Source organism: Rufibacter sp. JT20002 (genome assembly GCF_056491185.1).
On record NZ_JBSZJY010000001.1, the window covers coordinates 225,695 to 248,826 of the forward strand.

Consider the following 23,132-nt stretch of genomic DNA (forward strand, 5'->3'; position numbering starts at 1 on the left):
ACAACCTTAAAAACGGTTTATCCTTTCATCTTGGCAAAGGCTTGTTCCAGGTCCCTGATCAGATACTCCGCGTCCTCTAACCCTATGTAAAACCGGATGAGCGTGTAGGGCAAGGAAGATCTGTAGTTCCCCTCCTTGTAGGCCGCCGCCGCAGGGTAAATCAACGACTCGTGCCCACCCCAGGAGGCCGCCATGAGAAAGTGCTGCAGGCTGTCACAGAACCGGTCCACTTCTTTGATGTTATCGGTGTTCAGCCGCAAGGTGAATTGCCCCGTGTTGTTGCGCATCTGTTTTTTGGCTAGTTTGTATTGCGGATGCTCAGGCAGAAAAGGCCAGATAATCTCAGCTACTTCATCGCGCTGCTGCAGGTACGCCACCACCTGCCGGGTAGTCTTCGCGACCCGCTCCATGCGGAGCGGCAAGGTTCGCAAACCACGCAGCAGCAACCAGGCATCGTGCGGCGATAAAACGGCTCCCAGCGTCATATACTCCACCCCGAAAATCTTGTTGATGCGCTCGCGGGTTCCACACACCACCCCTCCCATGACATCGCTATGTCCGCTAATGTATTTGGTAGCCGAGTGCACCACCAGGTCTACTCCTAAAGCCGCCGGGTTCTGGTACAGAGGAGACGCAAAGCTGTTATCAATGACGGTGCAGATGTTGCGCTCCTTGGCATACGCTGCTACCTGGGCAATATCCTGAAGTTCAAAGGTGAAGGAGTTGGGGCTTTCCAGGTAATACAGTACGGTGTTCTCTTTGCTCGCTTGGGCGAAGTTACGGGCATCAGTGCCGTCTACCATAGTTACCTCCACGCCAAAGCGGGGCAGAAAATGGCGCATGAGTTTATTGGTCCAGGTATACGGCTTTTTGATGCAGACCACGTGGTCGCCCGCCTTTACCTGGGAAAGCACGGCAGCGGAAACGGCCGCACTCCCACTGCCAAAGGCAATGGCGTGTTCGGTTCCTTCTAGGGCGGCTATCTTTTTCTCCAGCATGTCTACGGTAGGGTTATTCCCGCGGGTATAGAAATCGACTTCGGTCTCATGCTGCAGCATATACCGCATCTGGTCAATGGTGCGGCACGCGAAGTTGCTGGTCTGGATAATGGGTGGGGCTACGGCGTTGAAGTAAGCGGCCCGGTCTTCGCCAAGTTCATTCAGGATATAGGAGAGGTCCATACAAGTGCCATTAGTTTCTCCTTCTACTCCTGCTCTTTTGAAAGAGTTGTTCCGGCCAAAACCGGTACGTTACCGTAAAAAAGAAGAGGGCTTGCCGTAAAGCAAGCCCTCTTCCTGGATAGTTTTGGTTCTAATTAGAACCGGATACGCAAGTTAGCCTCTACCTGCGGATCTGATTTGCCAACTCCGGTTACTTCTTTGGTAAGGTCAAAAGAGGTGATGAATTGCACGTTGTCTTTGATGTTCACCCCCGCGCTCACGTTCCAGGGAGCTGATTTGTCAAACTGACCGCGGTAGTTTACCCCAGCCGTCAGGAACTTGATATTGGCCATCGTCCCGAACTGGTATTCCTGTTTTCCGTCTTTCAAGGGTTGGCTCATCAGGAAAGAAGGTGTGATGCTGAACTCTGGGGCAAACGCCAGTTTGTAACCGGCAGTCACCAACAACTCTCTGATGCCTTCGTGCTCAGCGTCACCCACTAAGTTGAAGTTAGGCTGCAGAATGCTGGCGAAGGTGGCCCCTGCATAGAAATTACGCACGTTTAGCCAAACCCCGGCGTCCACATCAGGCCGAAGATCATTGTCATGGCCTACCATTTTCTTTTCCTCGCCCCTGGTTTTCTCGGCTAAGTCCACATTCAGGTACTCGGCGGCTACTTGCGCGCCAAATGCTAAACTGCTTTGCTCTCCCAACCGGAAACGTTTGGCATAGGTGAACCCTAGTTTCCCTAACCAGTAAGGCCCAAATTGGTCATATACGGCTAACACCCCAATGCCATTAGGATTTGAGTCATTGATGTAGCCTTGGTAGTGGGCGATCACAGATAAAGGAGCCGATGACCCGTTTCTGGAAAGAGAATTGACGTGTCCGTTCACTCCAAACTCTTTTCTTCTCTCAGAACCTGCGTACGCCGGATTCAGGTAAAAATAGTTCTGCTGATAAAGGCGCGGGATCACCATGCGTTGCGGAGTAATCTGTGCCTTAGAAACACTTGCAGCCAACAATAGCAGGCCGAAAGCAACTATCTGCTTTAAATTCATTGTCTAAGGTTAAAAAGGAAAATTCAAATGGATTAATGCTTTTGTAGAGGCCGGACTATACAATTTGTGATATATGTATTTACAATCAATGTAGAGACAACTACCTTCTAAAAATTTAAGTTCATCAAATTGTAACCCTCTATATTTGATTTAAGGAATATAGTCTACAAAAATAGACATCTCAGTTTTATAAACCCCTATGAATGAACTTGTTTTCAGAAAAAATATTTTATAAACATCAACTTCATCATTTAAAAAAATTTTATCTCCGTTAAATAAAATTTTCAAGGAGGCTGAAATCACTTACTTCCTGAAATAGGATTATTCTCCAAGAAGAAGGCCTAAAACAGATCGCCCTTCCTACCTGGTAGAAAGGGCGATCTGTTTTAGGCCTATTTTAAAAGATGAATGCAAAAGGCAGGGCAATGATTTCCAACCCCACCAAACCAGTGGTAATCGCAAAAAGCTAGTACCCCATAGCGGTATCATCTCCCCTGGGGTCTGCCCCGCCTTCCCAACGACCGTCCTTCAACTTTAAAATACCATCCACCGCACCGTAGGGGTTACGGTTCTGCAAGGCATGCCCTTTCTTCGTAAGCGCTTCCCTAGCTTCAGAGGTGATAGCGGTAGGCTCCGCTTCAATCCTGTCGGGGAGCCATTGGTGATGGAAGCGCGGCGAGGCAACCGCCTGTTGCATGCCCATTCGGTGATCTACCACGTTCAGGATGGCCTGGAACACGGAGGTGATGATGGTGGATCCACCCGGGGTGCCCACCACCATGAACAGTTCCCCGTCTTTCTCCAGGATGGTAGGAGTCATGGAACTCAGCATGCGCTTTCCCGGGGCAATGGCGTTCGCCTCCCCGCCTATTAACCCGAACATATTGGGCACGCCCGGCTTGGCGCTGAAGTCATCCATTTCATTGTTAAGGATAAAGCCAGCCCCTTCCACTACTACCCTAGAGCCGTAGCCTCCGTTCAGGGTGGTGGTGATGGAAGCCGCGTTCCCCCATTTGTCAACAATTGAATAATGTGTGGTCTGATCGCTTTCTTTGGCTAACAATTGACCCGCTCCCAGCTGAGAGGAAGGCGTGGCTCTCTCCATCTCCAGAGTTGCCATCCGCCTTTTCAAATACTCAGAATCTAACAGGCTGGAGACAGGTACTTTCACAAAGTCGGGGTCGCCCAGGTAGGTAGCTCGGTCAGCGTAAACCCTGCGCTGTGCCTCGGTCATGACGTGCACCGTATTTGCTTGTTGCCATCCCCATTGGTGCAGATCATAGGGTTCTACCATTTTCAACAACTGCAGCAGCGCAATCCCGCCGCTGGAGGGCGGAGGCATGGAGATTACCTTATAGCCCCTGTAGTTGCCTGTTACGGGTTGGCGCCACACCGATCTGTATTCCTTTAGGTCTTGGTGCGAAATGATTCCTCCCCCCCGGCGCATCTCCTTCACTAGCAGATCGGCGGTTTCTCCTTCGTAGAAGCCGGCTCTTCCCTTGTCCCGAATACGCTCCAGGGTACTGGCTAATTCGGGCAAAGGCAAGACATCTCCTTTTTGCCAGGGAGTGCTTCTCACGACCGAGGGCGTGAATTTATTGGCTTGTACAAAGCTCTGTTTGGCGGCGTTGAGCATGCTGGCTTCCCGTTCAGTTAAGATTACTCCTTTGCGGGCCAGGTCAATGGCGGGCTGTACCACCTGAGCCCACGGCAGGCTGCCAAGCTTTTGGTGAATGGCCACCATGCCGTCTACTGCGCCCGGCACGCCCACAGCCAAATGCCCCAGCGTACTGGCATCTGCGATTACATTGCCCTGGGCATCAAGATACATATTGCGGGTAGCGGCTTTAGGGGCTTTTTCCCGGTAATCTAAGGCGCCTACCTCCCCGTCCTGCTTGCGGTAGACCAGAAAGCCGCCTCCGCCAATATTTCCAGCCACGGGATATGCCACCGCCAAGGCAAACCCAGTAGCTACGGCAGCGTCATAGGCATTGCCGCCTTTTTGCAGAATCTCCACTCCAATGCGGGAAGCCTCTGGATGGGCGCTCACCACCATGCCGTTTTTGCCAGTGGGCCCTACCTCCGGTTTGATGGAAGAAACGGGTTTGTCTGAGGGTTTACAGGCGGTGAATTGCCAGATAAGCAACAGAAGCAGGTGCAGGTAGGTGGCGCGTCTTTTCATCTTGTTTTTAAGGGAGTTTTGCGAAATCAGCCGGTAAACGGATTGTTCTCAATTCCTAAGTAAGGAAATATCTGGGCATAAAAAAAGCCTGCCAGAATGGACCTGACAGGCTCTCTGTAGAAGGGTTATCCCTTATTTTTTGATCAAACGAGTTTGATAAGCCTGGGCACCCGTCTGCACCTTCACCAGGTACATTCCGGATGGAGCCGTTAACATGGCTTTAGAAAGCTGCTGGTTCAAGGTTTGCTCAAGGCCAGACACCTGCAGCACCACCTCGCCTCGTAAGCTATATACCGTCAAGGTCAAGTTGTTTTTAGGCGCTTTTACAGGTAACTGCAAGATCACCTCACCGGTAGTTGGGTTTGGCGACACTCTGAATTTACCTTTCTCATCCTCTTTCGTGCCCAACGGATCATTGGCGGTGAAGGCGAAGCGCGCATATACCGGCAAGTGGTCTGAAGTAGTATTAGAGTAGTTGGTCACATAGCTTCTTGGGTCCTCAATGGTAGTGGAGTTCTCCAAGTAGTCATCGGTTAGCTCATTGGAGATGATGATGTGATCCAGGAAGCTGCTAGAGCTTGGGAAAGAGAACCCTCCGTTTTCGGCCAAGGTTTTAGTAAGCGTCATGTAATCGGCTACGTCGGTCACAAAGGAATTGTAAGAAGAAACCCCTCCAGAGTTGATAGAACCTACTACGTTGTCATTGAAGTCGCCTAGCAAAATCACGTTGTGGTCTGCATAGTACGTGTCAAGCGAATCCTTCAACACATTCAGGTCAGCCACCCGGCGGTTGAAATCGGTATTGGAAGAACCAGATTTGGCATGGATGTCAATTACTCTGATGCGCTTGGTGATTCCTCCTACGGTTACGTCAAACGTACCCATGTACGGCAATCTGCCGGATGACCAGAAATCATCGTCAATCAACGTGGTGGTACCTGCAACTGCTTTTCTGTACAGGTCTTCAAACATTACTCTGAATCCAACCGGAGTTACGGTAGCGGTGTTGTACACAAAACCGATTTTTTGGGCCGGGAAAGGATCTGTAGAAGAATTAGGTTTGATGGAATACGAGTAAACCGGTGAAATCTGCTTCGCATACTGGCCCGGAAGGTTAGCGATTACCTCCTGCAAAGCTGTTTCGTTGCTGATTTCCTCTACCCCAATGATGTCCAGGTTCATGCGGCTCAACACCGTGGTGGCGTTGGTCTTTTGCAGCTCGGCATCAGCTGGCCCGAAGCCGGCAATCTGGGTTCCGTTTCCGAAGAACTCCAGGTTATAGGTAGCCACATCAAACGTTTCTGATTTAAGGTAAGAGGAGCCGGTAAGCGTAACCGTTCTCACATCTAACCCGGTGCCGGTGAAAGACACGGTTCCGTTTACCTTCAATTGCTTAGAAGCAGGCGCAAAACGCACCTGAACGGTTTTACCGGCGGCGAGAGCAGTTTCTGTTTCAGGAATGGTTACGGTAGAAGCAAAGGTGGTTCCGTTATCGGCAGAAAGCTCAAAACCGGCAGAAGCTGTTAACGTAATAGCGCCGTATCCTACAGCTCTGAAGTTGAACGTCTGCGCAGCAGACTTGCTTCCGGCAGCAGTTTCAGGGAAGCTGAACGCTAAAGTAGGGATAGTGTGGTAGCTGCTCAGGTCCTGGATTTTGAAATCATCCACTGTCCAGCGCGAAGCACCTGTAGAGGTAGTGTACACAAAGGCAACATACTTGGCAGTTTTTGGCAGTTCAATTCCTTGGGAAAGGGTCCACAAGTTGCTGTTAGCAGCCGGGAATACGCCGGGGATTTCGGTCCAGGTAGCGGCATTCGGATCCCCTGCCCCGGTGTAGTTTGCTGAGTAAACCAGTTTCAATTGGTTTCCGGCGAAAGCTGAGATAGACCAGAATTCCAGTACCGGGATGTTGGCAAAGGAAGTCAGATCTAATTGCGGGGAGATCAACCAGTCTTCGTTGGGTACGCTGGTTCCGCCGGCAAAACCATTGATCTGGGCGGCTTTGTTTGGTGTAGAAGCGTTACAACCGGTAAGGCAATCACGCCCGAAGTTGGTGCTGGCCCAAACCTGCGGACCAGTTACGCTTACCTGCATCCAGCCGCTGTTGGTTAAGAAAGCAGGGTCATTGAAGTTCTGGGTATACGGGTCAATACCTAAGCCAGACAGGGTAACCGTTACAGTTTCGGCACCGATAGCTGTGTGGCTGATGGTTCCGGTGGCACTGCCCAAGGCGGCAGGCGTAAACCGCACGTACACCTTCTGAGCAGTGGCTAATTCTGCCTGGGTGTACACCAAAGGGGTTGCTGCATACGCACCATCCGTTTTGGAGATCTCAAAAGGTCCCGTTACAGTAACCGTAACGTCACTGGTTAAATCAGAAGCAGACAGATCATATGATCTTACAACACTCTTACTCAATGCTGAGGCCGGGAAGGCCAGAGTAGAAACTGTTGACGTTAACACTGGAGTAGCGGCTGCTGCTGTAGTGAAGGTCCAGGTAGAGCCTGACAAGCCTGCGTAGAAATTACCGGCTGCGTCTTTGAAGGCGGTGTTCTCAATGAAGGCCGTGTAAGTGGTATTTGGCTGAAGAGGTGTATTCCGGATAGTTACCGTTGAACCTGAGTATACCACATCGGCGTCACTTGCAGATTTAGAGATAGGGCTTCCATTTGAAGTAAGTCCTATTCTTCCTGTTCCAGCCATTACCGGCTCGCTGAAAGTTAACACGAAATCAGTGATGGTAGAAACATTGGTGGCAGCGTTTGCCGGGGTAAAAGAAACCAAGGTTGGAGGGGTAGCATCCACCACCAATTGCTCGTTTGCTATTAACGAAAACTCATCAATGGCCAATCCGTCATCAGCTCCAGATGCATTGGAATCAAGCCATCTAATCCAGAATTCTTGATTTGGGTTAATATTAAGTCCTTCTATTGTATACGAAATGGTTTCTCTATTTGCATTAGCATTTCCATCTTTGGCTCCCGTTACCGAAAAAGAGGCATTGGGTGTAGAAAAGTCTAACTCGTTTACATCAATAAACGTCCCAGTTAAAATAGTAGAAGCCGATGTGCTATATTGAAAGTCTAAACGATCAACTCGGTTCGCACTTCCTACTCTCCAGACCTCTCCTGTATACCTAATTGTTAATCTAGTAATAACTTCATTAGAAGTATTCTTAAAGTTTGCTCCAATTGTAGAAATAAGTGCTCCAGATTGAACAGAACCCAACGCTCGGTCAGTGTTGGAAGCAGGTCCAAAACTATAAGTATCTCCACTGGTAGATGACCCGGTTCCTACAGCATATAAGCTGTTTGCTCCAGTTCCAGTTCCTGCATTTACCTCTTGAAAGGTCCATCCAACAGGTAGTAGGTCAGAAGTTGTTGTATTGCTTAAGGTGTTGAAATCCTGATTGTAAGGAGTACCTAAAACAGGGATTAAAACTTGTCCTAAAACTTCCCCACTACTTCCAAGAGAAAAGAGTGCAACTAGTAGGAAGGTTAGTTTTTGTAAAGATTTTACCATGAAAATGTAATTAAGTAAGAAATCGTTAACATTGAGTTTAAAACGCAACTAGCTAGTTTCCTGCATGTAGCGTCTAAAAACCTCAAAAACAAAAGTAGCCAATACCAGTGGACTGAATGTTATGATTGGATTATTTTTTCCCAGACCCTCGCAATTTTTACCCTTTCTTCAGCCTGCTATCTAGTAAAATACCGTACTTACTAATATAACTAGCATACTTGCAGAGATAAGTTTTCAAAAATTTTTGCAAAACTAAATATTAGATACAAAAGCTTAATAATCAACCAATTAAATACCTAAAAATATTAGCAAATATGCAACTCAAGCACCTTCAAATGTGTTTATAAAACATGAAGAAGGTACTAGATGAAAACGTGATTCCGCTCTTTCAGGAAGAGCAAAAACCACAGGATTCAGCCTGGCGGAAATCTATTCCGGCTCAGGTTTTCCTGAACTACTTTTTTGCGATCAACTATCATATCAACCACAGTTCAGAAGAAGCTGGCCTGCGGCATAACGCCTTTTTCAGACAGCATTCTGCTGACCTTTCTGAGCAGGACTTGCAGGCAGTGGCCAAAGCGTTGCATAATAGTTGGAGCACAGAATATGCGTTGCGGGCAACAGCAGAATTAGGAGATGAAACCTATTTGCGCAATGCCCTGCATTGGACATTCCCGCAGGCCTACTACTCTATCTTTGCCGGGTTACAGGCGTTCCTGTACACGCTAGGTACAAAGACGAACAATGAGGCAGCCATCAAACGGGAAGCCGGCAGATTGGTAGTGAAGAATGCGTACCCACGGGCTATCGGTTTCTATGCTGCCGGAGCGTACAATGACTTCAGCATTCATCGGTTGCCATTGGCAGGCTACAAAGCCGGACTGCAGATTGCGGGTAAAGAGATTGAAGCACAGGCCCAGATTGGCCAGTTCCTGCGCACCACCAGAAAGATGACGGCAAACGCCATTCGGCAGCAGGTGCAGAAAAACCCGGCTACTGCTATCAGAAGCAGCAAAACCGGTAAGATACTAGACAAGTGGGCCTCTCAGCACTGGCAGCAGATTACCTGGCGCATGGGTTATACCACCTTGTTTGATCTGCTTAGCCGCTTGCGCATCTCATCTACCCAGAAAGAGATTGACCGTTTTGTGGAGGCGGAGATAGACTTTAAACTCTTCCATGAGTGCCTGTTGTCTATTGTAAGCTACCTCAATGGATTGCACGAGTGCTATGTGGCCCAAGCCATGGGGCTGGAGAAGTACCGCAAAGTGGTAGCCGAGTTGCCAGAGCATTTGAGAAGCAGCTTTGTGAAAGACAGGCTACACCAAATGGTAGAGCCGCTCTTCACAGAAGGAAACTCAACCATGCAACTGTCTGCCGCTGCTTAATCCAGAAAATGAATGTGGGAAGGTGTGAATGAGTGAATAATTTATACGAATCTATTCGGCCTGTTTTAAAGAAAACAGGCCGAAATCGTCTCAGGGCAGACTTGTCTTATTCGCCCTTGAAACTTCAAACCCACAAATCAAAAGCTTACTCGTGGCTGAACCGTTCTATCTGCACTCCTTTAGCACCGGCAATTTTCAAGGCTTCAATGGCACAGTGGTTTATTTGCTTCAACTTCAGTTCATGGCCCTCAAACAACGCCAACACCTCGGGATCTACTGATCCGGGATCAGCGGCCTCCTGCATATGACCGGCCTGTTCAATGGTAAAGCAGATAGACTTGATCTTCTCCCCTTTCACCCGCACCTGCGAGGCATTGAACTTAATTAGGTTCTGTTTCAGGTAATCGCGCACAAAATCCCCCTCGTCTATATCGGTTTCGGCTAGCCTGATTACTTCCTGGTAGCTCCGCTTGTGCAGGAACTCTTTGAGGGTAGGTTGCAACATCTTGCGTACCTGCGGCTCGCTGATTTGGTGGGCGTATATCAGAATATTGAAAATCCAGCGGAGGGTACCATCATTTTCCTCAAACACGAGGCTTAATTCACATTTCATAGTCAGACGGGGGATTGTTTTTCACTTTAACGGCGAATCCAAACGAAGGATTAAGATTTTACCTTCTCCTTTCGGGATATAGAAAACCCGTTTTTGAATTCCCATTGGCAAAAGGGCTTGAAACCAGTCCATACAAATACTCCTATTACCTTCTCTTAGTTAAGTAAAACAAGGCCGAGGCAATACCCGCTACGAGCAAAGCGCCCACAGCTGCCTCGGCTTTCCCCGAAGTAGGTTTGCGCCAGCCGCCCGAAATGTCTGTTCCTATGCGGGAAGGCTGAAACAAGCTTCCATCTGTAATAGGCACCGATTCGGCTTGCTCAAAGTATTGTTCTATGATACGGGCGGCACCTTTTCTGGTGTAGCTGGGGAACAAGGCGTTAGACAGTTTAGCAAGGTAGCCAAAGTTGCCCACCATGACCCCGGGTTTGGGTTTGTGTACCAAAGACACCATGGTTTCTGCCACCAGTTGAGGCTCGTAAACCGGCGGCGCAGGTTTGATCTTCTTGCCCACGTAATTGCCCGCGTGCTGAAACCCGGGCGTATCAATAAAAGCCGGAAACACATCACTGATGTAGATATCTGAGAATTGGGTCAACTCAGAACGCAAGGCCTCAGAAAAACCCCTCAACCCATACTTACTAGCTGAGTACGCTACAGCATACGGCATAGGCGCAAAGGCTCCCAAAGAAACGGTGTTGATTAAATGCCCATAGCCTTGCAGCTTGAAAATAGGCAACACGGCATGCGCTCCCCGCATATGGCCTAACAGATTGATCTGGATGATCTGCTCATGCGCCGCCATTGGGGTTTCGTCATACGCTCCCAAGGCACCGGCCCCGGCATTGTTGATCCAGACGTCAATCTTCCTCCCGAAAGCCAAGGCTGCCTCGGCCAAGGCTTCCATGCTCTGCCCTTGGGTCACATCGGTGGGTACGGCAACCGCCTTGCCTCCTAATTGATTACAATCCGCCGCTACTTGCTCCAAAATCTCGGTTCTGCGGGCAGCTAGCACCAGCATGGCTCCTTGTTTGGCTAAGGCCAGGGCGGTTGCTTTTCCAATGCCGCTGGATGCACCAGTAATCGCCACTACTTTATCAGCTAAGGGTTTGATCTGTTCTTTTTCCATGAAAGTAGAGTTAAAGGTCAAGGCCATTCTATACTTTCACTTCTACGGATGAATTTCTGAGTGGATAGCAGATTCCCTTTTGGTTCTCCATCCTTAAAACACGCGTTCCCAGCTTGGTATACCGTACACTACCACGTTCAAAGTGCAGAAAGAAGTACGATGTATTTTCTTTGGCCTCGTAATAGATACCAAGTTCCTCCTCCAGGGGGAAGTTTTGGAAAGCGTTTATCCTTTAATTTATTGACAAATGGAGTTTAGAAAACTAGGAACCTCAGACCTGGAAATATCAGTATTAACGTTTGGCGCCTGGGCAGCGGGTGGCTGGATGTGGGGCGGCACCGAGCGCCAAGAGGCCGTTGACGCCATCAAAGCCGCCTATGATCACGGCATGACCTCTATTGACACCGCACCTATCTACGGACAAGGCTTGAGCGAAGAGATTGTGGGCGAAGCCATCAAAGGTATTCCGCGCGACAAAGTGCAGATTCTGACCAAATACGGCATGCGCTGGGACTTAGCCAAAGGTGATTTCGCTATGAAGAGCGAGGACAACCAAGGCAACAAGATTGACATCTACAAGTACGCCGGCCGTGAAAGCATCATCAAGGAATGCGAAGACAGCCTCCGCCGTTTAGGCACTGATTATATAGATCTATACCAAATCCACTGGCCAGACTCCACCACGCCTATCCAGGAAACCATGGAAACGGTGGCCCAGCTCATCAAAGAAGGAAAAATCCGCCAGGCAGGGGTCAGCAATTACAGCGTGGCTCAGATGCAGGAAGCCGAAAAGTACATCACGCTAGCCTCTAACCAGGTGCCATACAGCATGGTGACCCGCGGCATTGAGGCCGATGTGGTACCACATAGCCTGGAGCAGAACATCTCCATTCTGGCTTACAGCCCACTGGAACGCGGCTTGCTCACCGGTAAAATCAAGCCCGGCCATCATTTCAACGAAGGAGATCACCGCGCCGGACTGCCCGTGTATCAGCCAGAGAACCTGGAAAAGGTGAATGCCTTCCTGAACAAAATCAAGCCGCTGGCTGATGACAAGAATGCCACACTAGGCCAGCTGGTGCTCCGTTGGACCATCGCGCAGCCCGGCATCACCATTGCCTTGGTGGGCGCCCGTAACGCCGAGCAGACCATTCAGAACGCCAAAGCTATGGATGTACAGCTAAGCCAAGATGAACTTACCTTCATCACTCAGGAGCTGAACAAATTGGAATTGCCTAAATAAGCGACTGCGTTTCTAATTACATAAAAGTGAATCGGGGCTGTTTTCAACAAAACAGCCCCGATTCACTTTATTCGGTTCTATTTACTCCGTTCACCAACCTGAGCTTTCTTTTATTTCAGGCCACAGATAGCAATTGTTTCTAATTCAGATGGCATTTTCTCTTTGTATGGGAATAATTTCCGAAATTCGCCCTTTGATATAAAGTACATACTGAAAGACCGTTTCCATGCATTTAAGCGAACAGGAACTACGCCGGCGCCATGAGCGCGAAGAGCTCCAGAAGATGGGCATCAACCCCTACCCTTCCGAACTTTTTGACGTGACCGCCACGGCCAAGGATATAAAGGATCTTTACGATCCAGAGCAGAACAATTTTCAGGAAGTAAGCCTGGCCGGCCGTTTAATGAGCCGCCGCGTGATGGGCAAGGCGTCCTTCGCCGAACTCATGGACAGCTCGGGCCGCATCCAGATCTACGTTTCCCGTGATGACATCGCCCCGGGCGAAAACAAAGACCTGTACAACACCGTGTTCAAGAAGATGCTGGACATCGGCGATTTCATTGGGGTGAAAGGCTACGTGTTCAAAACCCAAGTAGGTGAAACCTCGGTGCACGTCACTGAATTGACCTTATTGGCTAAGTCTTTGAAGCCGCTGCCAATTGTGAAGCGCGAGGTAGACGAGAACGGTGTGGAGCACGTGTACGATGCCTTCACCGATCCAGAACTGCGTTACCGCCAACGGTACGTGGATATGGTGGTGAACCCGGATGTACGGGACACCTTCATTAAGCGGACCAAACTGGTGAACACCATGCGTGAGTACCTGAATGAGCGTGGCTACCTGGAGGTGGAAACCCCTATCCTGCAGCCCTTGTACGGTGGTGCCGCTGCCCGTCCGTTCAAGACGCACCACAACACCCTGGACATGACCTTGTACCTGCGCATCGCCAATGAGCTGTACCTGAAGCGTCTGATCGTGGGTGGCTTTGACGGCGTGTACGAGTTCTCTAAAGACTTTAGAAACGAAGGCATGAGCCGTTTCCACAACCCAGAGTTCACCCAAGTAGAGCTGTACGTGGCGTACAAAGACTACTACTGGATGATGGACCTGGTAGAAGAAATGGTAGAGAAAGTGGCCCTGGCGCTACACGGAACCACTGAAGTACAAGTAGGTGAAAACGTCATCAACTTCGCTCGTCCTTGGAAGCGCTTCACCATGTTTGAAGCCATTCAACACTTCACCGGCATTGACATTTCGGAGATGGACGAAGCGCAACTACGTGAGACTGCTACTGGCCTAGGCATTAAACTAGATCCGAATATCGGGAAAGGTAAGATCATTGATGAGATCTTCGGGGAGAAATGCGAAGGTCAATTAATCCAGCCCACCTTCATCACCGACTATCCGGTGGAGATGAGCCCACTGGCCAAAAAGCACCGCAGCAAAGAAGGTTTGGTAGAGCGTTTCGAGGCGATCTGCAACGGAAAAGAGATCTGTAACTCCTTCTCCGAACTTAACGACCCAATTGACCAACGAGCCCGCTTTGAAGAGCAGTTGGAGTTAGGCAAACGCGGAGACACCGAAGCCATGGTCTTAGACGAGGACTTCCTGCGTGCGCTAGAGTACGGCATGCCACCAACCGCTGGTCTGGGCATCGGAATCGACCGCCTGAGCATGATCATGACCAACTCACAATCCATCCAGGACGTGCTGTTCTTCCCTCAAATGAAGCCTGAGCGCCAAGACAATTAAGGTGCTACTAAGATAAGGTGCTAATGTGGTGATTTACTTCAGCATAGAAACAGAAAGGCCGCTCTTATTGAAGCGGCCTTTCTGTTTCTAGCCCTTTTTTGAATTTCAAGGCTTAAAACGCTAATCAGAAATATGTCTCTTCTTACTTCGCTGGCGCGAGCGTCCCGCTCGTGTCCGCACGCATTCCCGGAGGGCTTTTACTACATGCTTTAACGGTTCAGGTGTTTTGATTACTTTCTAAGGAATTTCTTCCTTTTGTTATGCTGAAAGGATCTTGTTTCAAATGGTAGTGGCGCTTGAGTAAACGGTGTTCCAGTTTGCCCACAAGATCTTTCCAAGATGACAAATAGGAGTATGTTTCCATTAGCAATGCGTCCGGACACGAGCCGGAGGCTCGCGCCAGCAGGGATAAAAGACACCAGAGGGTTTACGGTCTCTTTTCAAGAAAACGGCCAAAAAACAAGAATGCCTTAAATGCAGAAAGCCTTCCCCGTCTGGGAAGGCTTTCTTGATATTGGTTAAATAACTTCTACTCGCTACTCCTTGATGTGACTTTCGTCTGTGTTACTAAGCTGCTCTAGTATCCCTCAAAAAGCTTAACCTATTGGTCAATTTTATTTAAGTTTCAACGTAATCAAACAACTAAGCGTTACTTCATCTGTTTCGCAATTTCTTATTTAACCAACATTTATACCTTCTTTAACGACTAGCAAACCAGAAGGTTACAGTAGCTGAGAAAAAAAGTAGAAAAATTAAGAAGCGGTAGATGCCCCACCGCCTTTTGAGGTTCCTTTGGCTCTGCTAGCTCTTTTTGGCTTGGTAGTGGCAGATGCAGCGCTTCCGGCGTCAGCGCCAGAGGCATTCACATCAGTGTCATTGCCAAGGGTACCGGCATCGGCACCGTAAGCACCACCGCCAATTCCAGCGCCTACGTCTGAAGTGGCAGTACCGGTGGTATTGTCACGAGGATCGTTAGCACCCATCAGGTCTACATTGCCGCCGGTTGGGTTATTGTCCAGGTGCGATGTTGCCGTAGTGTTGGAGCCAGTGTTCACCACATCGGCATCACCACTGCCCCCGCCAGATTTCTTACCCAGCAGCGCGCCTGCGCTAGATCCTAGGCCTGACAGTTTAGATCCTAGGCCAGAACCCAGCTTAGAGGCAGAATTCTTAAGGTTACTCCGGGTAGCTTGTCCGGCTTCGGGAGCCATAAGGATACCAGCCACTAAACCAGCACTAGCGCCGGCTAACATGGCCAGGATTACTTTTCCATTATCGTCTTTCATGAGCTTTACTTTTAAGGGAACAATAGGTTCAATTACAAAACGTCCGTTCCTTCTTAACGATAGTCAAAACTTTTGGTTATGCCTCCGTTTTGGCTATCAGGGTGGTGCTCAAGCAAGTGCTAAGACTGTGCGCCAGTGTTGTTATCGCCGGCGGTGGCATCTGATCCGGTAGATTTTGCTGCGCTGTTTGCGCCTTCAGTTCCGCCCAACAGGCTAGACAATCCACTCAGTTTTTCCAGGATAGGAGAGATCTGGCCGTTCACGCTCTCTGCCAATTGGCTGGCGGCTTTCACCAAACCTTCACGAGAATCTCTTCCGTTTCCTGGGGCCATTAAAATACCTGCAACTACACCAGCAGCGGCTCCAGCGGCGGCGGCGATCAAAATTTTTGAATTGTCATTTCTCATAGTGGTAAACAAATAAGGGTTAAAAGAATAAGATCCGTTGCACGGATACCTGTATAACGCAGATCCATGCTCCGGCAATATATACTACAGCTAATATATATCGTAATATATATTGGAGCGGTTTACGCATTTATACGGAGACAGGTTAACCGTTTTTTGTTTGTTTTGTGAAATACAAGCAAAAAACGGCGGGTCAGAAATACCCAAAAGCGGTCCATTGGCTTATTTCCGTATATTTCACCTGACATTAACTCCTATGAAAAAACACCTTCTTTTTTATGCTTTGGTGCTGGGCAGCGCAACGTTTGCCTGCAAGACCCACCCACCCATGGCTACCGCCTGCATTGACCCTTCAAAGATTGACAAAGAGCGCGCTTGCACCATGCAATATGACCCGGTTTGTGGCTGCGATGGCAAGACTTACGGAAACGCCTGCGTGGCCGAAAGCGCCGGCGTTACTTCCTTCACCAAAGGCGAGTGCGCCGCCAAGAGCACTAACAACTAGACTATGAGCGAAAAAAAATATTTTCTGCAGACAGCTCCTTTCAGAGTACCCACTACCGACGGGAAACTCATTGAAGAGCATTTTGGCCTAGCCAGCACCAAAACAGAGGCTTTCAGTGTAGCGCACATGGTGGCCCCTCCGCAATGGGGCGAGCCGCACCAAACGCCTGAGTTTGATGAGGTCACCATTGTCTTACGGGGCCGGAAGCAAATAGAGATTGACGGCGAGACCGTGGTACTTTCTGCGGGGCAAACGCTCCTTATCAAGGCGGGAGCCCGTATCCGGTACGCCAATCCCTTTGACGAGGAATGTGAGTACTGGTCTATCTGTGTACCGGCCTTTGACATTAACACCGTCAATCGGGAGGACTAACCCACGCTACCACTACCATACTTCAAAGCCGCTGCAGCCCTGTGGCGGCTTTGTGTTTTTTGGTTCATTTTCCTAGAATCAGGTTTAAAACACACCGTTCGCCTTCCATTTGTACCTTCTTTTTGGTTCATTGGAGTACCACAAACAAACCTTTCATGAAACAATTTTACCCAACTACCAGACATCTAAAGCACCTAGCCCCGGCCTGCCTTGTTGCAGCGCTCTCCCTAACTGGCTGCACCCGTCCTGCCTCCACGTCCAGCACCCCGGCAGCCGCCACCAACCCGCCTGCTTTTTCCATGATCAAGGAAGAGGACCTGCGGCGGGATTTGTTTTCCATGGCCAGTGATAGCCTCCGCGGCCGAAGAGCCGGTGAAACCGAAGAGCTCCGTGCCGCTGCCTGGACCGCTGAACGCGCCCGTCAGGCCGGATTGGAGCCCGCCGGAGACGACGGTACCTACTTCCAGTTCTTTCCGCTTCGCCGGACGCAAGTTTCTCCTTTAAGTCAAATCACGCTTGGAGGCCAGAAGTTGCAGTTAGGGAAAGATGTTTGGGTAACCTCTCCGGTGGAAGGTCAGGCCGATGGGACCCCGGTTTGGCTTAATGCCTTAGCAGATACTACCAAGCAATCGTTACGAGGCAAGATTGTAGCCATGAGAATGCTTCCGCCTACTACGCTGCCAGCACCCGGTATGAGCCTGTGGGGCTACCGATACATTCTATCGGCGGTTCGGCAGCAAGGGACCCTTTTGACAAGGGCGGGAGCCTCGGCCATCGTCCTGGTTGCTGATTCCACTACCCAGGCCAGTCTGGCTTTTGCAGGCCATGGTTTTGAGGAAGGCACCTACCAGTTGGAAGGTTCGGCCACGCCACCCAACAACCGGGCCGTTCCTATTCTCATTGTGCAACCCACCGTAGCCGCCGGCCAGTCTCTGCCAGACCAGTTACGCAAACCCTCCGGTGCGGCCAGAATCCAAATCAAAGTAGACAGCTATATTTATCCATCGGCCAACGTAGTGGCGCGGGCTCCCGGGGCCGACCCAACACTGAAGAATGAATACGTACTCTTCAGCGGGCACCATGACCATGACGGAGTAGGCACGGCCATTGACGGAGACTCTATCTGGAACGGCGCGGATGACAACGGAACGGTTAACGTGGCCATGTTAGCCATTGCCCGTGCTTGGAAGCACAACCCCGGACAGCGCTCAGCTTTATTTGTTTGGCACGGGGCCGAGGAACGGGGCCTTTTAGGTTCCCGCTGGTACGCCGAAAACCCCACCGTGAAAAAAGAATCCATTGTAGCCGTGCTTAACGGAGACATGATTGGCCGGAACGCTCCTGATTCCGCGGCCTTGCTGGGCTCCATTAAACCGCACCGCAACTCCGCCGCTTTGGTAGACATGGCCCTTCAGGCCAATCAGAACTTCACCAAGTTCAAACTAGATACCTCTTGGGATGAGCAGAAACACCCTGAGGGTTGGTACTTCCGGAGCGACCACCTCCCCTACGCCCGCGCTGGTATCCCGGCTATTTTCTTTACCACCCTGTTGCACCCTGATTACCACACCCCCAAAGACGAAGCAGACCGGATAGACTATAAAAAGCTTGCTAGAATGACCCGCTGGATGTACGCCACCGGTTGGGCCATCTCCAACACCCCTCAGCGTCCAACCGTTGACCCAGATTTCAAACTGGAGCGGTAAGGCTTTGCGAGAAACCCTTTCTAGGCCCTTTTTCTTAAACAGCCCCTAAACAGAAAGCCCGCTGCTAATTGCAGCGGGTTTTCTGTTTAGGGGCTGTTTAAGTGAAAATTAGCTTCAACTATAATTAAGATGGAAGAGAAGGCTTTCCTCCATCATGCGCTCAACGCCAGCAATTCTTTCGCGCTTTGGAAGGCGTTTTCAGAAGGATTAGCTCCGGCAATCATTTGCGCGATCTCCACCACGCGTTCTTGGTGACTCAACTGGCGGATACGGCTGATGGTACGGTCGGCGCGGTCTTCTTTGTAGACGAAGTAATGCGTATCACCCTGGGCGGCCATCTGCGGTAAGTGCGAGATACAGATCAACTGGTGCTTCTGCGACATCTGCTGCATCATTTTACCCACTTTCACGGCAATCTCGCCAGAAATACCCGTGTCAATCTCGTCAAAGATGATGGTAGGCAAAGCGGTCTTGTCAGCGAGCAGGTACTTCACACAAAGCATCAAGCGAGAGAACTCACCACCTGAGGCGGCTTTGCTCAACGTTTGAGGGGCAGCGCCTTTGTTCGCACTGAACAGGATGTTCACCACGTCTATACCGGTGGTGGCCGGCGCCGATATTTTATGCTCCAGTACTACCCGGGCATTCGGCATCCCCAGTTCAGAGAGCAGGTTATGCAATTCATCCTGGAAAATGGTGAACACGCTGGTACGGCTCTCAGATAGTTCCTGGGCCCGGGCTTCCACTTCCTGCAGGGCGGCAGAAAGAGCCTTCTTGGTTTTCTCAATGGCGGCATCCAGGTTGTGAACGCTGCTCACCTTAACCTCTAATTCGGCTTGCAGGGCTAGTAATTCTTCCACCGTACGCACCTGGTGCTTGCGTTGCAGTGTATAGATTAAATCTAGGCGTTCCTGCAGTTGTTCGGCGCGTTGCGGATCAGCTTCGGTTTTGCGCTCAGCGTCTTCCAGTTCTCCGGCAATGTCGTTTAATTCTATCAGGCAGCTATCCAGACGCTCTTTCAGGTTTTGGAAGCTTTCCCCGTACTCGGTAACCTGGCCCACCAGATGACTGGCGTCTTTCAAGGCTCCGGCGGCATTGTACTCGCTCTCCGAGATGTACTGCAAGGCCTGGCTCAGCTTCAGTTTGATCTCCTCGGCGTGCTCCAGTTGCTTCAGTTCTATCTCGTGGCTTTCCTGTTCTTCGGCCTGCAGGTTGGCTTCTGAAAGTTCGTTAAGCAAATAGGTGTTATAATCCAGTTCCTTTTGGGATTGGGCCAGCTGTCCTTCCAGGTCTTTGTACTCGCGCTCCAGTTTCCGGTAGGTGCGGTAGGCGGTGCCGTATTGGGTACGCAGGGCTTCGTTCTGGGCATACAAATCCACGATATTCAACTGGTACCCCTGGTCGCCCAGCAGCAAAGTATCATGTTGTGAATGGATGTCCATGAGCTGATCCCCTATGCGGCGCAGCTGCTCCAGGGTCACAGGCGTGTCATTCACGAAGGCCCGCGATTTGCCCGAGGGGCTTATCTCGCGGCGCAGCAAGCTGACAGGTTCAAAGTCCAGGTCTTCCTCTTCAAAGAAGGCCTCCAGTTGGTATTCAGAAATATTAAAGGAGCCCTCAATCACGCACTTTTCATTCTGGTTGAAAAGCAGTTTGGAATCGGCCCGGTTTCCTAGCAGCAACCCAATCGCCCCCAGCATGATAGACTTACCGGCTCCGGTTTCCCCGGTGATAATGTTCAGCAACGGCGATGGCTGCAGCTCCAGCTGCTCAATAAGGGCGTAATTTTTTATCTTAAGATCTACGAGCATAAGGTAGGAATGCCTCTTTCAGTTTGTGTTGTGATGGTGTACTCCAATAGACAAAGATGCTAATTTATTTAGTTTCAAAACTAATCTATATAGCTAATTTTCTTTAAAGGGGAGTACCTTTTCAGAAGTCTTTGGTAACTGTATCCGTGATCCGTCACTCCTTCCTGTACGTGCCGTTCAGGCAAAAGTGCCGGTGTATTTTCCTTCTCCTTTGAACAGTTTCTTTTACCAGACCGTTCTCCGTCATCCCTTTTTCACCTGTTTTTTGAAAACAAGTTTCAAACTAGAAACTGTTGTACGAAACCGAATAGCTACTGCCTGAAAACGTACAGCCCCTTCTCCGGGAATTGGCTTTCTGCAGCACAAACGCCCTTTTCTTGGTTTGGCACGACCATTGGCTATAGGAACCGGCTAGCATTACACTTTCCTAATATATGGAAAGATTTCGGAAAGAAACTTGCCCTAGCCTAGTCACCCGGTCTACTCTAAAACTGCATGAAGAAAAATTTACTCGTCATATTTCTTACAATAATAGATGTTTTGCCCGTTCTTGCCCAAGGTCGTGTGCAAAGCCCTACCACCTCTTCTGTAATAACATCTCCGGGACAAGCCGGAAACTCAAAGATCTCCGGGCAGGTGCTAGACGCCGACACTAAGAAACCGGTGGAGTTTGCGACCATTGCTCTCCTTCAAGCAGGTACCGGCCAATCTGTAGACGGCACGGTGGCCGATGAGAAAGGAAAATTCACCCTGAGCAAAGTAGCGGAAGGCACCTTTACCCTGAACATCTCTTTCATTGGGTACCAAGCCCAGCGTCTGGAAAACATTTCCGTCACAGGCGGAAAAGACCATGTGCAAACCGGCACCATCTTCTTAAAAGCCGAGGCCAAGAAATTGAATGAGGTAGTGGTCACCGGTGAGAAACCACTGATTGAGGAAAAGGTAGACCGCCTGGTGTACAACGCCGAGAAGGACCTCTCTACCATGGGTGGTAACGCCGCCGATGTGCTCCGCAACGTGCCCATGCTCACCGTAGATGGCGACGGCAACGTGCAGTTGCGGGGCTCCTCTAACATAAGGGTGCTCATCAATAACCGGCCTTCCTCCATCATGGCCAGCAGCGTGGCCGATGCGCTCCGGCAGATACCGGCGGATATCATAAAGTCTGTGGAGGTGTTCACCAGCCCGTCGGCTAAGTATGACGCCGAGGGAACGGCAGGCATTATAAACATCATCACGAAGAAAAACACGCTTCAGGGGCTAACCGGCGGAGGTTCCATCACCCCTGGCAACGTCTCTACCATTGGCAGCGTTAACCTCAACTTCCGCCAAGGCGATTTTGGCATTAACTCCAGTTTCAGCACCAATCAGTTTTACAACCGCGGGAAATCTTTTCTGGAACGAACTACCTTAGACGGCACCAGCCGTTTGGTGCAGGAAGGAAACGTGAAAACCCGCAATGGCTTTATAAGCGGGCAAGTGGGGTTTGATCTCAACCTCTCGGAAAGAAGCAGCTTGGGCGGTGGGGTGCGTATGAACCCAGACCATGACTTTATTGACAATTACCGCACCGCTACGACTTACGCACATGACCAACCAGCGAGAACTTCCTTTTTTGACTCAGACACCCGTAACCGAGGCCTAGGGTATGACCTGAACCTGGATTACCTCTACACCTTTAAAAAGCCCCAGCAGGAGTTCAGCATCTTAACCCTTTACTCCAACTACAACTCAGAAGACAATACCTATCAGAACGAGTACAGTTTGGGACAGGAACTGATTTCTAGGCAAAACAGCCAGAACATTTACGAGAACGGGGAATTCACCTTCCAAACGGATTACATCCACCCGGTGGGAAAAAACAGCATCATGGAACTAGGCGCGAAAACCATTCAGCGGCAAGCCACCAGCGATGGAACCTTCTATGACCAAAACCTGCTCCAGAACCGGGAAGAAACCACCCGCAGCAACTTCTCCTACCACCAAGACATCTATGCCTATTACCTGACGTATGGCTTCAAACTATGGCAGAAGCTGAACGTGAAAGTAGGCGGCCGGTACGAGACAACCATGATTTCAGCCAATTTCAAAACTGAGGAACAGGCTTTCAGCACCGATTACGACAACTTCATCCCCAGCGTGGCCCTCTCTTACACGCACAAAGAAAAGCATACGTTTAAGGCAAACTTCACCCAGCGCATCCAGCGGCCCCAATTGTATTACCTTAACCCCTTTGAGCAAATTGTGTCGCCGCAAGTCATCAGGGTAGGAAACCCGGAGTTGGATGCAGAACTCTCCAATCTCTACGAACTCAGCTATGGCACTTACACCAAGGCGGCTTCCCTCAACATCAGCTTCTACGGCCGCACCACCGATAATGCCATCATGAACATCCCCCTCCTTCGGAACGACACAACCTACTACACTTTCGCTAACATCGCGAGTGCCCGTACCTTTGGGGTAAACGTCTATGGCTCGGTTAAGCCCGTCAAGATTTGGACTGTCAACCTCAATTTGAATGTGTACCACGCTTTCTTGGAGGGCACCAACTCGTCTAACGAGGGTTGGATGTACAACCTAAGCGCCTTCACGGCCCTTGAACTGGGGAAAGGCTGGATTTACCGCTTTAACAGCTCCTTCAACTCCAGACGCGTCGTTTTGCAGGGAAGGATGGGTGCCTTTTATTACCACAACACCACCTTGCGCAAAGACATCTTCAACAAGCGAGGTGGCATTGGCATCAACCTGGCCAACCCTTTCATGAAGGGTACCCGCATGCGAAATGACCTTAGAACCGATCAGTTTGTGCTGCACGAAGACAACATCAACTATACCCGAGGGGTGCGCCTCACCTTTGAGTACCGTTTCGGCAAACTGGAGCAGACCAAAAAGCCTCGTAAGCCCAAGAAAAACATTTCCAATGATGATGCCTTGCGGAGCTGACAGCCAAGGTTTCTTCCTCTGCCCTCATGAGGCCTGAAAACAGAAACCCCT

General features: G+C 50.0%; 16 protein-coding genes. 7 read left to right on the top strand and 9 right to left on the bottom strand.

Annotation, left to right across the window (positions count from 1 at the left end):
• Positions 1 to 17 precede the first annotated feature (17 nt).
• The 4 genes from ACW9SV_RS00915 to ACW9SV_RS00930 form a co-directional block, all read right to left on the bottom strand.
• The gene (locus ACW9SV_RS00915) at positions 18 to 1,181 is read right to left on the bottom strand and encodes a trans-sulfuration enzyme family protein (protein WP_479554852.1); all 1,164 of its coding nucleotides are present in this window, start codon (positions 1,179 to 1,181) and stop codon (positions 18 to 20) included.
• A gap of 134 nt (positions 1,182 to 1,315) precedes the next feature.
• Entirely contained in the window at positions 1,316 to 2,221 is a 906-nt protein-coding gene (locus ACW9SV_RS00920) for a PorP/SprF family type IX secretion system membrane protein (protein ID WP_479554853.1), read from the bottom strand.
• 466 nt (positions 2,222 to 2,687) lie between these two features.
• Positions 2,688 to 4,403 carry a gamma-glutamyltransferase gene (gene ggt / locus ACW9SV_RS00925; RefSeq protein WP_479554854.1) on the bottom strand — a complete coding sequence of 572 codons (1,716 nt, stop codon included), beginning with the start codon at positions 4,401 to 4,403 and terminating at the stop codon, positions 2,688 to 2,690.
• Positions 4,404 to 4,535: 132 nt separating this feature from the next.
• Positions 4,536 to 7,253 (bottom strand): Ig-like domain-containing protein, encoded by a 2,718-nt coding sequence (locus ACW9SV_RS00930; protein ID WP_479554855.1) that lies wholly within the window; start codon positions 7,251 to 7,253, stop codon positions 4,536 to 4,538.
• A gap of 1,022 nt (positions 7,254 to 8,275) precedes the next feature.
• Between ACW9SV_RS00930 and ACW9SV_RS00935 the strand changes: the two genes are divergently transcribed.
• Positions 8,276 to 9,313, top strand: coding sequence for a hypothetical protein (locus tag ACW9SV_RS00935; RefSeq protein WP_479554856.1), 1,038 nt, complete (start codon positions 8,276 to 8,278; stop codon positions 9,311 to 9,313).
• Positions 9,314 to 9,458: 145 nt separating this feature from the next.
• On the opposite strand, the gene ACW9SV_RS00940 is transcribed toward ACW9SV_RS00935, so the two are convergent.
• Both ACW9SV_RS00940 and ACW9SV_RS00945 read right to left on the bottom strand, forming a co-directional pair.
• On the bottom strand, positions 9,459 to 9,926 hold the full coding sequence (locus tag ACW9SV_RS00940; RefSeq protein WP_479554857.1) for a hypothetical protein: 468 nt from the start codon (positions 9,924 to 9,926) through the stop codon (positions 9,459 to 9,461).
• A gap of 145 nt (positions 9,927 to 10,071) precedes the next feature.
• Positions 10,072 to 11,055: an SDR family oxidoreductase gene (locus tag ACW9SV_RS00945; RefSeq protein ID WP_479554858.1), complete on the bottom strand. Its 984-nt coding sequence runs from the start codon at positions 11,053 to 11,055 to the stop codon at positions 10,072 to 10,074.
• Between the two features lie 247 nt (positions 11,056 to 11,302).
• Between ACW9SV_RS00945 and ACW9SV_RS00950 the strand changes: the two genes are divergently transcribed.
• Together ACW9SV_RS00950 and lysS are read left to right on the top strand one after the other, a co-directional pair.
• Positions 11,303 to 12,298: an aldo/keto reductase gene (locus tag ACW9SV_RS00950; RefSeq protein WP_479554859.1), complete on the top strand. Its 996-nt coding sequence runs from the start codon at positions 11,303 to 11,305 to the stop codon at positions 12,296 to 12,298.
• A gap of 226 nt (positions 12,299 to 12,524) precedes the next feature.
• Entirely contained in the window at positions 12,525 to 14,051 is a 1,527-nt protein-coding gene (lysS, locus tag ACW9SV_RS00955) for a lysine--tRNA ligase (protein WP_479554860.1), read from the top strand.
• A gap of 752 nt (positions 14,052 to 14,803) precedes the next feature.
• Here lysS and ACW9SV_RS00960 read toward each other — a convergent pair.
• Entirely contained in the window at positions 14,804 to 15,337 is a 534-nt protein-coding gene (locus tag ACW9SV_RS00960) for a YtxH domain-containing protein (RefSeq protein ID WP_479554861.1), read from the bottom strand.
• Between the two features lie 119 nt (positions 15,338 to 15,456).
• Positions 15,457 to 15,744 carry a hypothetical protein gene (locus tag ACW9SV_RS00965; RefSeq protein ID WP_479554862.1) on the bottom strand — a complete coding sequence of 96 codons (288 nt, stop codon included), beginning with the start codon at positions 15,742 to 15,744 and terminating at the stop codon, positions 15,457 to 15,459.
• A 256-nt stretch (positions 15,745 to 16,000) separates the two neighbouring features.
• Here ACW9SV_RS00965 and ACW9SV_RS00970 point away from each other — a divergent pair, with 256 nt between their 5' ends.
• From ACW9SV_RS00970 to ACW9SV_RS00980, 3 genes are all read left to right on the top strand, one after another.
• A complete protein-coding gene (locus ACW9SV_RS00970; protein WP_479554863.1) occupies positions 16,001 to 16,249 on the top strand; it encodes a Kazal-type serine protease inhibitor domain-containing protein in 249 nt (82 codons plus the stop codon).
• Between the two features lie 3 nt (positions 16,250 to 16,252).
• Positions 16,253 to 16,621, top strand: a complete 369-nt coding sequence (locus ACW9SV_RS00975; RefSeq protein ID WP_479554864.1) for a cupin domain-containing protein — start codon at positions 16,253 to 16,255, stop codon at positions 16,619 to 16,621.
• A 155-nt stretch (positions 16,622 to 16,776) separates the two neighbouring features.
• Entirely contained in the window at positions 16,777 to 18,327 is a 1,551-nt protein-coding gene (locus tag ACW9SV_RS00980; protein ID WP_479554865.1) for a M28 family metallopeptidase, read from the top strand.
• A gap of 152 nt (positions 18,328 to 18,479) precedes the next feature.
• Here the strand turns inward: ACW9SV_RS00980 and recN are convergent, their stop codons facing one another.
• Complete coding sequence (gene recN / locus ACW9SV_RS00985; RefSeq protein ID WP_479554866.1) at positions 18,480 to 20,138, bottom strand: DNA repair protein RecN; 1,659 nt, start codon at positions 20,136 to 20,138, stop codon at positions 18,480 to 18,482.
• Between the two features lie 495 nt (positions 20,139 to 20,633).
• Here recN and ACW9SV_RS00990 point away from each other — a divergent pair, with 495 nt between their 5' ends.
• Positions 20,634 to 23,081: a TonB-dependent receptor gene (locus ACW9SV_RS00990; protein WP_479554867.1), complete on the top strand. Its 2,448-nt coding sequence runs from the start codon at positions 20,634 to 20,636 to the stop codon at positions 23,079 to 23,081.
• Positions 23,082 to 23,132: the final 51 nt, after the last annotated feature.